General features: G+C 58.6%; 14 protein-coding genes and 1 pseudogene. 4 read left to right on the forward strand and 11 right to left on the reverse strand.

Annotated features, from left to right (window positions below):
* The first annotated feature begins 86 nt into the window (after positions 1–86).
* A complete protein-coding gene (locus tag HLUSI_RS0124735) occupies positions 87–788 on the forward strand; it encodes a protein-methionine-sulfoxide reductase heme-binding subunit MsrQ (protein WP_016836486.1) in 702 nt (233 codons plus the stop codon).
* Positions 785–1,483: a peptide-methionine (S)-S-oxide reductase MsrA gene (gene msrA / locus HLUSI_RS0124740; RefSeq protein ID WP_016836487.1), complete on the forward strand. Its 699-nt coding sequence runs from the start codon at positions 785–787 to the stop codon at positions 1,481–1,483. Before HLUSI_RS0124735 ends, msrA begins: the two co-directional genes overlap by 4 nt.
* Positions 1,484–1,626: 143 nt before the next feature.
* Here the strand turns inward: msrA and HLUSI_RS0124745 are convergent, their stop codons facing one another.
* The 11 genes and pseudogenes from HLUSI_RS0124745 to HLUSI_RS33175 form a co-directional block, all read right to left on the reverse strand.
* On the reverse strand, positions 1,627–4,212 hold the full coding sequence (locus HLUSI_RS0124745) for a bifunctional diguanylate cyclase/phosphodiesterase (protein WP_016836488.1): 2,586 nt from the start codon (positions 4,210–4,212) through the stop codon (positions 1,627–1,629).
* Between the two features lie 405 nt (positions 4,213–4,617).
* Complete coding sequence (locus HLUSI_RS30615; protein ID WP_016836489.1) at positions 4,618–4,908, reverse strand: hypothetical protein; 291 nt, start codon at positions 4,906–4,908, stop codon at positions 4,618–4,620.
* Between the two features lie 617 nt (positions 4,909–5,525).
* On the reverse strand, positions 5,526–5,909 hold the full coding sequence (locus HLUSI_RS0124760; RefSeq protein WP_016836491.1) for a PDC sensor domain-containing protein: 384 nt from the start codon (positions 5,907–5,909) through the stop codon (positions 5,526–5,528).
* A 405-nt stretch (positions 5,910–6,314) separates the two neighbouring features.
* A complete protein-coding gene (locus tag HLUSI_RS30620) occupies positions 6,315–6,605 on the reverse strand; it encodes a hypothetical protein (RefSeq protein WP_016836489.1) in 291 nt (96 codons plus the stop codon).
* Between the two features lie 519 nt (positions 6,606–7,124).
* Complete coding sequence (locus HLUSI_RS0124770) at positions 7,125–7,727, reverse strand: TetR/AcrR family transcriptional regulator (protein ID WP_016836492.1); 603 nt, start codon at positions 7,725–7,727, stop codon at positions 7,125–7,127.
* A gap of 251 nt (positions 7,728–7,978) precedes the next feature.
* Positions 7,979–8,680 carry a Pr6Pr family membrane protein gene (locus HLUSI_RS0124775; protein ID WP_016836494.1) on the reverse strand — a complete coding sequence of 234 codons (702 nt, stop codon included), beginning with the start codon at positions 8,678–8,680 and terminating at the stop codon, positions 7,979–7,981.
* Positions 8,681–8,768: 88 nt separating this feature from the next.
* Entirely contained in the window at positions 8,769–8,978 is a 210-nt protein-coding gene (locus HLUSI_RS0124780) for a hypothetical protein (RefSeq protein ID WP_016836496.1), read from the reverse strand.
* Positions 8,979–9,049: 71 nt separating this feature from the next.
* The gene (locus HLUSI_RS0124785) at positions 9,050–9,670 is read right to left on the reverse strand and encodes a TetR/AcrR family transcriptional regulator (protein WP_029364003.1); all 621 of its coding nucleotides are present in this window, start codon (positions 9,668–9,670) and stop codon (positions 9,050–9,052) included.
* A gap of 176 nt (positions 9,671–9,846) precedes the next feature.
* Positions 9,847–10,695, reverse strand: a pseudogene (locus HLUSI_RS30625) (M48 family metallopeptidase).
* 8 nt (positions 10,696–10,703) lie between these two features.
* Positions 10,704–11,810, reverse strand: coding sequence for a YjgN family protein (locus HLUSI_RS0124795; RefSeq protein ID WP_016836499.1), 1,107 nt, complete (start codon positions 11,808–11,810; stop codon positions 10,704–10,706).
* Positions 11,811–11,932: 122 nt separating this feature from the next.
* Entirely contained in the window at positions 11,933–12,214 is a 282-nt protein-coding gene (locus HLUSI_RS33175; protein ID WP_157138004.1) for a hypothetical protein, read from the reverse strand.
* Between the two features lie 245 nt (positions 12,215–12,459).
* Between HLUSI_RS33175 and HLUSI_RS0124800 the strand changes: the two genes are divergently transcribed.
* Positions 12,460–12,987: a bactofilin family protein gene (locus HLUSI_RS0124800; protein WP_016836500.1), complete on the forward strand. Its 528-nt coding sequence runs from the start codon at positions 12,460–12,462 to the stop codon at positions 12,985–12,987.
* Between the two features lie 348 nt (positions 12,988–13,335).
* On the forward strand, positions 13,336–14,205 hold the full coding sequence (purU, locus tag HLUSI_RS0124805; RefSeq protein ID WP_016836501.1) for a formyltetrahydrofolate deformylase: 870 nt from the start codon (positions 13,336–13,338) through the stop codon (positions 14,203–14,205).
* The last annotated feature ends 63 nt before the right edge of the window (positions 14,206–14,268 follow it).

The following is a 14,268-nucleotide window of genomic DNA, read 5'->3' on the forward strand; positions in this document are numbered from 1 at the left end:
GACGCTGATGTTCAACGGCTACAACGACGTCGCCGGCCTGTACACCGGCATGGACCTCAAGAAGTATTTCTGACGCCGGGGCATGCATGCGATTTTTCACGAATCTGTCGAGCTTGTCACAGCGCCGGGTGCTGCAACTGCGCAACCTGCTGTTCGTGCTGGCGCTGCTGCCGCTGGCGAGGCTGGTGGCGTTCGGCTTCCTCGGCCGGCTGGGCGCCAATCCCATCGAATTCATCACGCGCAATACCGGCGACTGGGCTTTGTATTTCCTCTGCATCACGCTGGCGGTGACGCCGCTGCGCAAGCTGATCAGGTGGAACTGGCTGGTGCGCCTGCGCCGCATGCTGGGCTTGTACGCGTTCTTCTACGTGGCCTTGCATTTCACGATTTTTTTCTGGCTCGATCATTTCTTCGATATGCAGGAAATGTGGGCCGACATCGTCAAGCGTCCGTTCATCACGGTCGGCGTGCTGGCCTTCGCGCTGCTGATTCCGCTGGCAATTACCAGCACCAACGGCATGGTGCGCAGGCTCGGCGGCAAGCGCTGGCAATGGCTGCACCGGCTCACCTATGTGATCGTACCGCTGGGCGTGCTGCATTTCTGGTGGGTCAAGGCGGGCAAGAACCTGCTGGCGCAGCCGATCCTGTTTTCGGCGATCGTGGCGCTGCTGTTGCTGGCGCGCGTACTGTCGGAAAAGAACCGCGAGCGATTGGCGCAATTGTGGTCGCGGCGCGGCGCCGGCAATACAGAAACTACGGGAACCGTTTTGATGAAAGAAGGTAAATGATGAAAAACATTTTATGCAAATATGCCGTGCCGTTTGTGCTTGCCGCTTCGGCGCTGACGATGCCGGCGTTCGCCGCTGAATCCGCATTCAGGATTCCACCGCCGAAGAGCGCACCCGCCAACAATGCTGCCACCGAAACGGTGGTCCTCGCAGGCGGTTGTTTCTGGGGCGTGCAGGCGGTGTTCCAGCACACACTGGGCGTGACCAGCGCGGTGTCGGGCTATGCCGGCGGCGCCAAGGAAACGGCGCGCTACGAAATGGTCGGTAGCGGTTCCACCGGCCACGCCGAATCGGTCAAGGTCACCTTCGATCCGCGCAAGGTTTCCTACGGCAAGATCCTGCAAATCTATTTCTCGGTGGTGCACGATCCGACCCAGCTCAATCGGCAGGGACCGGACAGCGGCACGCAATATCGCTCGGCCATCTTCTACCAGAGCGATGAGCAGAAGCGCGTTGCAGCCGACTACATCGCCCAGCTGGATGCGGCCAAGATCTATCCTGCGCGCATCGTCACGCAGCTGACGCCGCTGGCGCCGACGGCGTTTTATGCGGCCGAGGACTACCATCAGGATTTCGCCACGCTGCATCCGACGCAAGGTTATATCGCGCGTTTCGATCTGCCCAAGATCGAGAATTTCAAACAGATGTTCCCGTCCGACTATCGCGCCGCGCCGGTCCTCGTCTCCAGCAAGTGATTTGTCCGCATGCATCCTTCCGCAGGAGGGATGCATGACAAATTTTGTCACCGCTTGATCATCCGTTTAATCCGCTGCGCCTCCTGCACCGAGCGTCAAGGTCGCGCATCGACACGATACGCTGCTGGTGCAGGCGAGGTAATTCAGGCGAGCGTAACCGGAGAAGCGGGGAACAGGTAGCGCCGTTGCATCAGCAGCGGGATGCCCGCGGCGGGGATGGGGTGCGAAATATAGTACCCCTGGACCTCGTCGCAGCCCAGCGCCTGCAGCAGATGCAATTGTGCTTCGGTTTCCACGCCTTCGGCGACCACGGTCATGCGCAGGGCGTGGGCCATCGATACCATGGCGTTGAAGAGCACCTCGCTCTCGGCGCGCACGCCGAGTTCGGCAGTGAAGGCCTTGTCCACTTTCAGCACGTCCAGGTCGAGGCGCTGCAGTTGCGACAGCGACGAATAGCCCGTGCCGAAATCGTCCACCAGCAACTTGATGCCGAGCTGGCGGAACGACGCCAGTTCTTCGGCCACTTCGATGGCGTCGGCCATCATGCAGGACTCGGTCAGCTCGATTTCCAGTTGGGCCGGATCGACCGCGTGTTCGGCCAGCGCGGTGGCGATGATGTCGTTGAGATTGCCCTGGTTGAGCTGGCGCGAGGAGACGTTGACCGACATCGGCAACAGCGGCAATCCCGCGATGCGCCATTGCGCCAGTTGCGCGCAAGCCTTGCGGATGATCAGTTCGCCCAGCTTCAGGATCAGGCCGGTCTCTTCCGCCACCGGGATGAATTCGAGCGGCGACACGATGCCGCGCACCGGATGCTGCCAGCGTGCCAGCGCTTCCATGCTGCAGAACTCGCCGGTCATGGTGTTCACGCGCGGCTGGAAGTACAGCACGAACTCGTCGCGCTCGATCGCCAGGCGCAGGGCGTTTTCGTTTTCTATCTTGATTTGCAGCCGCTCGGACAATTGCGGCTGGTAGAAACGGAAGCGTTTCTTGCCTTCCGATTTTGCGGCATGCATGGCGGTATCGGCGTGCTTGAGCAGGGTGTCGACGCTGTTGCCGTCGCGCGGGAAGATGCTGATGCCGATCGACAGGTTGATCTGCAGGATGTTCTGGTTGGACAGCATCAGCGGCCGTGAAAATGCCAGCAGGATGCGGTCCGCCAGCTGGGCCGCGTCATCGATGCTGCCGCCCTGATGGATCACCGTGAATGAGTCGCCGCTGAAGCGCACCACTTCATGCGGCGCGGGAACCAGCTCGCACAGCCGCTGCGTCACCGCTTGCAGCAACAGGTCGCCGCTGGAGTGACCGAGTGTGTCGTTGATGTTCTTGAAGTCGTCGAGATCGACGAACAGCACGGCGAACCCGCGACCGTCGCCGGCAGCGTCGTGCAGCAAGCGATTCAGATAGCGGATCACCCAATGGCGGTTGGGCAGGCCGGTCAGTTCGTCGGTATTGAGCTGGTCCAGCAAGGCCAGTTCATGGGCCTTGGTTTCGCTGATATCGCGCACCGTGATGGCCAGGCCGAAGCGGGTGCGCACCATGCGCCGTTGCAACCACGACGCGCCGAGCGGGCTTTCCGGCGGGGTTTCGAATTCGTCTTCGTATTCGCCGTTTTCCATGGCGCTACGGAATGTCCGCATCAGCGTGGCGAAATATTCCGGCGAATAAAACCGCGACATGTGGCTACCGATCAGGTCAGCCTTGTTGATGCCGAAGATGGCGGCGCCGCGTTCATTGCAGTCGAGCACCTGGAAGTCGACAATCTCGCCATCCTTGCCGCGCAACGCCAGCCACATGTAAAAACCGTCGGGACCGCCTTCGGTGGCGATGCCGTAGGCTTCGCGGGCTTTTTCGGTTTCGTGCTTGCGGATCGCCAGCCGCATCGAGAACAGCATGCCGACTAGCGCGCAGATGGCCAGAAACACCGAGCAGGCGCTGGCGATGAACATGTAATCGGAGGCCCGTTCGCGGAAGGCGGCGTAGACATCGCGCGTCGAGACGCCGACCGCCGCCACCAGCGGATAGCCGCGCACCGTATGCCATGCCACGATGCGTTCTTCGCCGTCGCCGAAGGTGGATCCCGGCATGACCATGGAGGCGTTGGCGCCGACCAGCGGCGGCCGTGACTTGAACACCGTCTCCTGTGTCTGCAGCGCGTCCATCGTGCGCGACAGCAGCGGCGTGCCGTCCGGCTGGAACAGCGCGATGAAGTCTTTCTTGCCGAGCGCCGATTCGTCTTGCAAGGGCGCGAGGAAGGCAGGTTCCACCGCGACCATGACGATACCGTTGAAGTTGCCCACTGCGTCGTCGAGGCGGCGCGAAAAGCGGATCAGCATGCGTTGCGAGCGTATGCCGATCGCCGGATTGCTGATCAGCAGTCCGCTGTGGGCGTGATTCTTATGGGTCAGGAAGTAATCGCGATTGGCGACGTTTGTCAGCTTTTGCAGCGACAGCGAGCTGGTCAGGAGTTTGCCGTCGCGATCCGAGATGGTGACATACAGCAGCGAGGAGGTCGGATAGAGACCTTGCTGCTGCTGGTCTTCCACGCTCAGGTGGCCGTCGGTGTAAGTCCAGTAGTACTTGAGGTGCAGGGTGATCTGGTCGACCTGGCTGACGGCGCGGGCCAGTTGCTCGGCATACGACTTCGACTGGACGCCCGCTTCCTGCAGGGCGTTCTTGCCGATTTCCGCTTCGCGGTCGTTGAGGCGCGTCAGCAGCAACCACCACATGACGATTGCCAGGAGGAGGCACCCAATGGGCCAGGCCAGAATGCTGAGGACTTTGGGTAGACGCTTCTTCACTGTCGTTGACTTATAAAAATTCTCAAGGTTTCATGAGCGAATCGGTGGCAATACGGCAATTCGGCAATACGTAGTGTGATCGGCGATGCTGGCGCTTTCTTTAGTCCTTTTTTGTTATTTTTTGTTCAAGCAGCTGCTCAGGCAAATGACGGGAACCCTGCTCAAATTATTCTATTTTTGCAAATGATTATATAGAAGCGTTTGCTCGTTCATGCAATTCCAGCATGTCTTGAGGATACTTTTTCAGCTGATTGTCTGGATGTGTTGTCCGCCATATGGGCAGTCGCCACGCGCTCAGAAAAAAGCGAACCCGGGTAACGGAATCAGGTGTAACTACGGCGCCGGGAGTTTTCGTTTGCAGTTCCAGATGCGCACCCCGAGCGCGCACCAGACCAGGAAGAGAACCATATTGGCCGGCACCCAGACCAGCTGCAGCCAGATGTAGTAACGCATGGCGTCGTTCCAGTGACCTGGATTCTGCATTTCGGCCGCGTCCATCCATGGCGCCGTGCTCAGGGATGCATATTGCGTCCATCCGAGGATGACGGCCATCGGAATCAACAGGAAACTCCAGAAGGAAAAGGTGCGATGCACGCGTACGTCAGCGTAGGCGGAGCGTTGCATTTCATCGTGACGGCTGCAGCTTGCTTCGTTTGCTGAACATGGCATCGCGTTCATGCGACCGTGCTCATCACAATTATTGTTTTGATTGCTCGTGTTATTTCGCGCATTTGCCACATCGTTCTGCATTGTGCCCCCGCATCTGCAAACTGACTTGATTGAATTTATTCGGTTTCTTATTTCATTCCCGGCGTGACGCCAACGCCGTCATTCCGACAAGCGGAGCAGCACATGCAGCCGGCCGCGGTGCCGTTCGGGCGAAAGGCGCAGCAACAGAGCAGGGACAAACCGGGAAATGGAAAGTCGGACGTACCGCCAGAGCGTCAATGCGCAGGCAAGCGATAGTGTCTCCGGCTGACCGGAGGCCGCCAAATCATGACGAGGCATTTGCGGTTCTCGCTGAGCGCATCCCTGACCGTGGCCGGAATGCATTATTGTGCGACAGGAAAACAAGACGATACGTTTCGTCTCTAATTTTAGGTGCAAAATTCCTGAGGCGCAACAAATCTTGCGAGAATGTTGTTAAATTAATTCTATATTGGTTCTGGCAGGGGTGATGCCGTCGAGCACCAATGCGACGTGCAGGTCGATGTGGCGTTCGTCGATGCCGGCATGGCGCATCAGCATGCGCTGGATGATCGGACCGTATGCAAGCTGCCGTGCGCGTGATTCTTGTGGTTGAGGAAATAATCGCGATTGGCGATGCTGGTCAGATTCTGCATCGACAGCGAACTGGTCACGAGCTGGCCGTCGCGATCCGCGATGGTGACGTACAGCAGCGACGAGGTCGGATACAGGCCTTGCCGCTGCTGATCTTCCACGCTCAGATGGCCGTCGGTGTAATTCCAGTAGTACTTCAGGTGCAGGATGATCTGGTCGATCTGGCTGACGGCGCGCGCCAGTTGTTCGGCATATAGCTTCGACTGGACGCTGGCGTCCTGCAGCGCGCTCTTGCCGATTTCCGCTTCGCGGTCGTTGAGGCGCGTCAGCAGCAACCACCACATGACGATTGCCAGGAGGAGGCACCCAATGGGCCAGGCCAGAATGCTGAGGACTTTGGGTAGACGCTTCTTCACTGTCGTTGACTTATAAAAATTCTCAAGGTTTCATGAGCGAATCGGTGGCAATACGGCAATTCGGCAATACGTAGTGTGATCGGCGATGCTGGCGCTTTCTTTAGTCCTTTTTTGTTATTTTTTGTTCAAGCAGCTGCTCAGGCAAATGACGGGAACCCTGCTCAAATTATTCTATTTTTGCAAATGATTATATAGAAGCGTTTGCTCGTTCATGCAATTCCAGCATGTCTTGAGGATACTTTTTCAGCTGATTGTCTGGATGTGTTGTCCGCCATATGGGCAGTCGCCACGCGCTCAGAAAAAAGCGAACCCGGGTAACGGAATCAGGTGTAACTACGGCGCCGGGAGTTTTCGTTTGCAGTTCCAGATGCGCACCCCGAGCGCGCACCAGACCAGGAAGAGAACCATATTGGCCGGCACCCAGACCAGCTGCAGCCAGATGTAGTAACGCATGGCGTCGTTCCAGTGACCTGGATTCTGCATTTCGGCCGCGTCCATCCATGGCGCCGTGCTCAGGGATGCATATTGCGTCCATCCGAGGATGACGGCCATCGGAATCAACAGGAAACTCCAGAAGGAAAAGGTGCGATGCACGCGTACGTCAGCGTAGGCGGAGCGTTGCATTTCATCGTGACGGCTGCAGCTTGCTTCGTTTGCTGAACATGGCATCGCGTTCATGCGACCGTGCTCATCACAATTATTGTTTTGATTGCTCGTGTTATTTCGCGCATTTGCCACATCGTTCTGCATTGTGCCCCCGCATCTGCAAACTGACTTGATTGAATTTATTCGGTTTCTTATTTCATTCCCGGCGTGACGCCAACGCCGTCATTCCGACAAGCGGAGCAGCACATGCAGCCGGCCGCGGTGCCGTTCGGGCGAAAGGCGCAGCAACAGAGCAGGGACAAACCGGGAAATGGAAAGTCGGACGTACCGCCAGAGCGTCAATGCGCAGGCAAGCGATAGTGTCTCCGGCTGACCGGAGGCCGCCAAATCATGACGAGGCATTTGCGGTTCTCGCTGAGCGCATCCCTGACCGTGGCCGGAATGCATTATTGTGCGACAGGAAAACAAGACGATACGTTTCGTCTCTAATTTTAGGTGCAAAATTCCTGAGGCGCAACAAATCTTGCGAGAATGTTGTTAAATTAATTCTATATTGGTTCTGGCAGGGGTGATGCCGTCGAGCACCAATGCGACGTGCAGGTCGATGTGGCGTTCGTCGATGCCGGCATGGCGCATCAGCATGCGCTGGATGATCGGACCGTATAGCAGGTCAAAGATGACGTCGAAGTCGAGGTCAGGCTTGAATTCACCGTTCTGGATGCCGCGCAACAGGACTTGCTTGGCGGCGTTGCGGCGTGGATCGAGATAATTGTCGTTGAACAGGCGCATGGTCTCGGCGTCGAATTGCGACAGGCCGATCATTTCGCACACCACACGGCCGGTCTTGCCGCGATACAGCTTGGCCAGCTTGCGGATCTGGTTTTCGATGTCATGGCGGGCAGATTCGGTTTCCGGGAAGGCGACGTTCGGGCCGACTTCACGCAGCAACGCCTCCATGGCCAGCGAACTCTTGTTCGGCCACCAGCGGTAGATCGTTGCCTTGCCTACACCTGCGCGCGCAGCCACGCCTTCAAGCGAGAGCTTGTCGAAGCCGATTTCATCCAGCAGGACGCAAGTGGCGTCCAGGATGGCATCGTGCGTAGCCGGGTTGCGGCGCCTGCCTGTGGCGGGGTCAGGCATGTAGGTGAGAGAAATGATCGTGCTCCAGTGATGGGGAATACAGTCTGTCCACAGCCTATATCGGTCGTCTGTGCGACAACTTGAGAAAGAAACCTCGATCGTTGCCATTTCCGACAACATTTTTTTACATGCGCAGGTGGATAAAGGACGTTGGCGCGGCGCCAGAAAGCTCCGGCCATCGCTTGGACCAGACTTGCCGCAAAGCATTCCCTTGGCGCCAGTCAGCTTTGCGGAATGTGGCGCCTGCAGCCTCAGCGGCGCAGCAGCAGGTTCTTGCCCGCGTTGTTGATGATCAGCAACAAGCCCATCAGGACCAGGAAGCCGGTGAACAGGCCGGTGGCGTTGAGTAGCACATGCGGATAGCCAAGGTCGCGCACGTTGATGAAGGGGTAGGGATAGAAGCCGGAACTACCGCCGCGCCACAGCGTGATGCTCAGGTAGCCGAGCGGGTAGACCAGCCACAGCAGGCATTTTTTCAGGCTGGGCTGGAAGCGCGGGACGAAAAAGATCCAGTAGACCAGCGCCAGCAGCGGCGTCACGGTATGCAGGCTTTCATTGACCAGCGCGCGGAAACCGGTTGGTTGCCACAATTGGCGCAGCAGGAGGTTGTAGGCAATGCCGACGAAGATCATGTACGCCACCACTGCCGTAATAACTTGCGGCTTGCGGAAGAAGCGGCTGGCCGGATTTGTGCCGGGCAGGGCCAGCGCCGAAAAACCCACGGCGCTCAGCAGGATGGTCAGGTTGGTGAGATAGCTCGTCAAACGTTCGATGCCGTCCATGACCGTCATGCCGCGGTCGAGCAGGCGGTCGATGGTGATGTCGGTCTGGGCGCTCAGCGCAAACCAGCTGATCACGGCGATCAGCAGGGCGAGCATGCAGGAGAGGGTGATCAGTTGCCGGTCGGGAAAGATCTCGGCGGACAGGGTGGGTTCGTTCTTTGGCGTGGACATCGGCGTAGCGGCGGACTGGTGTGGATAAGAAAAGGCAAAAAGGCGTTCAGTCCGGTGGCGGCATGCCGAAGCTATCAAGCCGGGAGCCTCAGAAATCCTTCACTGGAACTTGGGTATTGACCGTCGCAACGAAAACATTGTTCCTGGCCGCTGCCTCTGTATGTCGCTCCGCCAGTTCAGCCGCCTCAATGAAAATGAAGTCTTCGTTGCTGTCCGGCACGAGATCCAGCGCCTGCAACAATTGGAACAGCAGCGATGCCGCGATGGGCAATGCGATAGCGCCAATGATAATCCACATGATCCTCTCCTTGTTTAGCACGATAGTGCGAAATTTAACCAAAAAAGCACACGCGATTTCCGCATGCGGCCTCAGCCGTGATAATTGAAACTGCGGTAAGTCGAAATCAGCCGGTCGTAGGCCGTCTGTACGCGCTCCAGCGCCTGCGGATCGCGCAGGAAACGCGCATCGTGCATCAGTCCGACCATCAGGCAGTACAGTTCGAACACCAACTGCTGCGGATCGGTGTCCGGGCGCAGTTGGCCTTCTTCCAGCGCCTGCTCGATGGTCCGGTGCAGCATGCCGCGCCATTGCAGGATGTTCTTCTTGATGCGGTCGCGCATCGGGCTGTCGAGCACGTCGTCGTATTCGAAGGCGCCGGCGATGTACAGGCAGCTGACGTCGTTGTTCGTGCGTTGCAGCCAATTGCGGATCATCTTGTTCAGGCGCGGCAGGCCGCGCGGCAACGCCATCGCAGGCTTGAAAATCTCTTCCACGAAACGCCGGTCGAATTCATCCAGCACCGCCTGTTGCAAGGCTTCGCGCGAGCCGACGCGCGAGAACACGCCGCTCTTGCTGATGTTGAGCCGTTTGGCGACTTCGCCCAGCGACAGCGACTCGAGGCCCTCGTTTGCCGCTATTTCAAGGGCGGTGTCGACGATCGCGGCCAGGGTCAGTTCGCTTTTGGCGGTTCGGGTGATGACGGTATCCATGGTCGTCAATTTAGCACACTAGTGCGAAATGTAAACTGCTTTCAGCCGCGATTCAGCCGCAATCGTAAAAGTACCGTAGCAGAGCTGTATCGGGCGCAAGGGAAAGATGTTGCGGAGAAAGTTTTTGGCGTTTCCTTGATCAGCGGCAGCCCTGAGTTTTCAGGGCTGCCGTCGGGTTATTGCGCATTGAGAATACGCTCCACCCGCTCGGCGCTGGCCGGATGGCTCGACAGGTAGGGTGGCACGCCGCCACCGGCAGCTTCCTTCTCGCCCAGCTTCTCGAATACGTACGCCAGCTTCTTGCGGCTGATGCCATTGGCCTTGAACAGCTCCACGGCATAGTCGTCGGCTTCACGTTCGACGTCGCGTGAATATTTCATGTCCAGCAGCACGGTGGGGATATTGGCGATCACCGCCGAGACATCGCCGAACAAGGCCGTCGCCGATGGCCGAGCTCTGGATCAGGCGGCGCATCAGGTGGCGCCGGTGCACGTGGCCCAGTTCATGCGCGAGCACGCCCATGACGGCGTCGTCGTCGTCCAGCAGCGTGACGATCTCGTCGGTCAGCACGATCTGGCCCGACGGTAGCGCCAGTGCGTTCGGCCCGATGCGGCTTTTGCGGAACACGATCTCGTAGTGCGGCACGCCTTCGACCTCCGCCGTCAGCGCACGAAAGCGCGTGGTGATGGCGGTGCGTCGCGCGGCCGGCAACTGCGTCGGCAGCAGGATATGGTCGTCCAGGAAGTCCAGCGCGCCGTCGCCGATGCGCTGCTCGACGCTGATCGGCAACGAGCGCGCGACGACTTCCGCCGCCAAGGGCAACAGGTACAGGTAGCCCAGCGCCAGCACCGCCACCAGCGTCGCTTGCGCGCCGCCCGGTTGAGCCGCTCGGACACGCGCAGCTGGATGATCGGACACACCCGCTCGGCTTCGCCGCTGATGGTGGCGACGCCGTCGGCCACGTCCAGCGTGACTGCATGGCGGCGCGAGGTCTTGCCGTCGAAATAGAACGCTGCAACCTGCATCGCGGCGCTCAAAGCGACAGATCGAAGTCGAGCAGGTCGCTCAGGCCTTCACCGGCGGCGGAGCCTTGCGCCGCATTGTCGGCGATGAACTCGTCGAGATTGCCGGCGGCATGCAGGCTCATCGACTCGATCTTGTAGCGCAGTGCGCGGATCTGCGCGAACGGCGTGAACAATCCCAGCGTCGCCACGATGCCGACGATGTTGGTGAAGGCGATGAACATCATGCGCGGCCAGCGCATCGCGCTATGGAAGCGATGTTCGCCGAGCCGGGTATGGTTCCAGATGAGATTCTGCAGCAGCGTCAGGAACAGCGGATACATCAGGAAGGTCCAGGCGTACAGCGCAAAGAACAGCAGCATGAACGAGAACACGCTGTGCGCGCCGAAATCACGCCCGGCGGCGATCAGGGCGGTGCCGCCCAAAGCCACCACGATCGCGATGAAACCCGCGAGGTAAATCCCGAAGCCGATCAGGTAGGTCTTGTAAAAGCTGCCGACCGAACCATCGAAGGAAAAATGGCTGGCGCCGAAGCGCGATTCATTGTGCTGGAAGCGCTTGATGCGCTGATGCGTGAACGGCGTCAGCAGGTACAGCGTCAGCACGGTCAGCACCGGCAGCAGCAGATACGCTTTGTAAGCGCCGCCGGCATTGCCGCGGAAACCGAAACGGATGCCGCGATAACTGGAGTTGTACAGCTTGAACTGCAGGCTGCGCCAGATCAGCCACGGCACCGCCAGCGCAAACACCAGCAGCGCGATCATGCCCAGCAGCGGGTTGTAGCTGAACGCGAACTGGTAACCGAACAGCAGCACCACCGCGACGATGCGGCCCTTGAGGATGGCGATGGGGTTGCCGTGATATTCGAAGCTGGTGCCGGCCACCGTCGTGTTGTCATAAAAATAACGCAGGCGGCGCACCTTGGCCCACGCCGAGTAAATGCCGAAGGTCACCACCGACAGCAGCAGATTGACTATCCATATGCGGAAATATTCGGAGCCGCGTCCGCTGAACGAAAACGCTTCGACCGATGGCCCGGTCTGCGCCGGCAGCAGCGATGCAAAACTGACCGGTTGATTGGGCTCAGGCTGCCCGGGCGGATCGAAAGTGTCGCTCATGTTTACCCCGTTCGTTGTTATGGAAATAGATGGTCGACGTGAGCGATGAGTCCGACGCGTCGTTGAGTGCGCCAAAGAATCTCTTGCGGCACCCAAAAAGTCAAGCCGTTGACGGATCGACGTCAGCGAAGTTGGTGAGGAGGAGCTAAAAAAAGAAGACGCGAAATAAAAATGAAAAGAAGAAAAAAGCTGACGCGAAAATATGACTGCCGTCCATCGCCTGATGAAAAACCGACGGTGTCGCCGATTGGCGACATCATCCTCATCGTCGAAAATTTATCGTCTTCACAGAGCGAAAACGCAGAATAAAAATGATGAAGCGCGCAGTGGTATTTGCGTGGGGCGAAAATTTTATACGGATTAAAAATGCGCGATGCGAATTCAACCGCGCGAATGTTCGGCAATCTCATTCCACTGTTACAAAATTCTCGTGAACTTTCTATTTCATGATGTGCCGAATCGCCTGATATCGCTGCACAACTCATGTCGTGAAAACGCAAACGGCATCAGCAGTACAGCGATCTCATCCTCCGCGGAGGACAGCGTTCATCATCGCGTCGAAACAGTGCGCCACCATATGAAGATCATGTCCCCGATTTGTTTTATCAGTGCCACGTCTTGCACCGCACATCTATCTTCAGGAGATACCATGCTTCGCTCAGAAACCCTCTTTGGCAAACGAGAAACCAATTCGCCAAATTCCCCTTTCAGCGCCAACAACAACTTGACGCAACCGGGCGTATCCAATGTGTCCAAGACGGCTACTTCGACTTCCGCTTCTTCTGGCTCGCAGTCGAACAACAACTCCGGTTCCAACGAAATGGGCAGCAAGCTGATCGTCGGTCCCAACATCAAATTGAAGGGTGTCGAAATCAACGACTGCGACACGCTCGTGGTCGAAGGCCGCGTCGAAGCGACCATGGATTCGCGCGTGATCCAGATCGCCGAAAAGGGCGCCTTCAAGGGCTCGGCTGAAATCGACCTGGCAGAAATCCGCGGCGACTTCGACGGCGATCTGACCGTGCGCCAGAAACTGGTGATCTATTCCAGCGGCCGGGTATCGGGCAAGATCCGCTACGGCAAACTCGTGATCGAAGAAGGCGGCCAGCTCAGCGGCGACGTGCAGGTCGGCGGCAGCGCCGAGCAGCGCGAGCTGTTGCAGGCTAAAACGGCTTAACGGACGCATCAAATTCACCTGGTCGTCTTCATCGCATAAGCGGCGACCATCAGCTGCTTGCCGCAGGTGCGGCAGCGGCGTGTCTACCGGTGGCCGTGTTACGGGCTTGGTGTTTGGGACGGCGGGGGCAGCGCGACGCTTTCCGGGAGGTTCGGAGGGGTTGCTGACCTTGTTCGCCTGTTTTTAACGGCTTTTAGCCGTTTTTCGTGCTTTCCAGACCCCTGATCCGGGTTTGGTGCTTTGTGCGCGTGCGCCGGGCATGCGACAATAGCGGCTTTTCGCCATTCGGCTGCGTTCTGGAGGTTTCTCCGGGACTTACGGCGGGCGACAGTGCTTTCAAGATCGGCTATGACTCACCCGGAATACATCCTCACCATCTCCTGTCTCGACCAGCGCGGCATCGTCCATCGCGTGTCGGGCTTTCTCGCCGATCACGGCTGCAACATCATCGATTCCGCCCAGTTCGGCGACGCCCAGTCGAAGTTGTTCTTCATGCGCGTGCATTTCGCGTCGGAAGACGTCACGGTCAGCGACGAAGTGCTGCGCGCCGATTTTGCGCTGCTCGGCGCTTCGCTCAACATGGATTGGGAATTGCACGATGCCGCCGCCAAGCCGCGCGTGTTGCTGATGGTGTCCAAGATCGGCCATTGCCTCAACGACCTGCTGTTCCGCTACAAGAGCGGCCTGTTGCCGGTGGAAATCCCGGCCATCGTGTCCAATCACACCGATTTTTACCAACTGGCGGCAAGTTACAACATTCCCTTCCATCATCTGCCGTTGGCGGCCGGGGCCTCGGAACAGGCCAAGCTGGCGCAGGAAGCGCGCATCCTGGAAATCGTCGAGCATAACCAGATCGACCTGGTGGTGCTGGCCCGTTACATGCAGATCCTGTCGCCGTCGATGTGCGCCGCGCTCAAGGGCCGTGCGATCAACATCCACCATTCCTTCCTGCCTAGCTTCAAGGGCGCCAAGCCGTACTACCAGGCGCACGACCGCGGCGTGAAGCTGATTGGCGCCACCGCGCATTTCGTCACCAGCGATCTCGACGAAGGCCCGATCATCGAGCAGGGCGTCGAGCGCGTGGACCATTCCATGGGGCCGGAAACGCTGACCGCCATCGGCCGCGACATCGAATCGGTGGTGCTGGCGCGCGCGGTGAAATGGTTCACCGAACATCGCATCCTGCTCAACGGCCACAAGACGGTGATCTTCAATTGATCCGGCTGTCCATAGGGTCGTCCTGACCTTGCAAATGAAAAACGCCGGTGCAGATCTGGGCGG

Origin of the sequence: Herbaspirillum lusitanum P6-12 (assembly GCF_000256565.1) — a bacterium.
GTDB classification, from domain to species: Bacteria; Pseudomonadota; Gammaproteobacteria; order Burkholderiales; family Burkholderiaceae_D; genus Herbaspirillum; species Herbaspirillum lusitanum.

What these genes read in the sequence shown, in the direction of transcription:
- HLUSI_RS0124780 (WP_016836496.1), bottom strand. Translation starts at nt 8,978, where the DNA reads ATGTGGATTATCATTGGCGCTATCGCATTGCCCATCGCGGCATCGCTG.
- HLUSI_RS30620 (WP_016836489.1), bottom strand. Translation starts at nt 6,605, where the DNA reads ATGCAACGCTCCGCCTACGCTGACGTACGCGTGCATCGCACCTTTTCC.
- HLUSI_RS0124795 (WP_016836499.1), bottom strand. Translation starts at nt 11,810, where the DNA reads ATGAGCGACACTTTCGATCCGCCCGGGCAGCCTGAGCCCAATCAACCG.
- purU (WP_016836501.1), top strand. Translation starts at nt 13,336, where the DNA reads ATGACTCACCCGGAATACATCCTCACCATCTCCTGTCTCGACCAGCGC.
- HLUSI_RS0124735 (WP_016836486.1), top strand. Translation starts at nt 87, where the DNA reads ATGCGATTTTTCACGAATCTGTCGAGCTTGTCACAGCGCCGGGTGCTG.
- HLUSI_RS0124770 (WP_016836492.1), bottom strand. Translation starts at nt 7,727, where the DNA reads ATGCCTGACCCCGCCACAGGCAGGCGCCGCAACCCGGCTACGCACGAT.
- HLUSI_RS0124760 (WP_016836491.1), bottom strand. Translation starts at nt 5,909, where the DNA reads ATGTGGTGGTTGCTGCTGACGCGCCTCAACGACCGCGAAGCGGAAATC.
- HLUSI_RS0124800 (WP_016836500.1), top strand. Translation starts at nt 12,460, where the DNA reads ATGCTTCGCTCAGAAACCCTCTTTGGCAAACGAGAAACCAATTCGCCA.
- msrA (WP_016836487.1), top strand. Translation starts at nt 785, where the DNA reads ATGATGAAAAACATTTTATGCAAATATGCCGTGCCGTTTGTGCTTGCC.
- HLUSI_RS30615 (WP_016836489.1), bottom strand. Translation starts at nt 4,908, where the DNA reads ATGCAACGCTCCGCCTACGCTGACGTACGCGTGCATCGCACCTTTTCC.
- HLUSI_RS0124785 (WP_029364003.1), bottom strand. Translation starts at nt 9,670, where the DNA reads ATGGATACCGTCATCACCCGAACCGCCAAAAGCGAACTGACCCTGGCC.
- HLUSI_RS0124775 (WP_016836494.1), bottom strand. Translation starts at nt 8,680, where the DNA reads ATGTCCACGCCAAAGAACGAACCCACCCTGTCCGCCGAGATCTTTCCC.
- HLUSI_RS0124745 (WP_016836488.1), bottom strand. Translation starts at nt 4,212, where the DNA reads ATGTGGTGGTTGCTGCTGACGCGCCTCAACGACCGCGAAGCGGAAATC.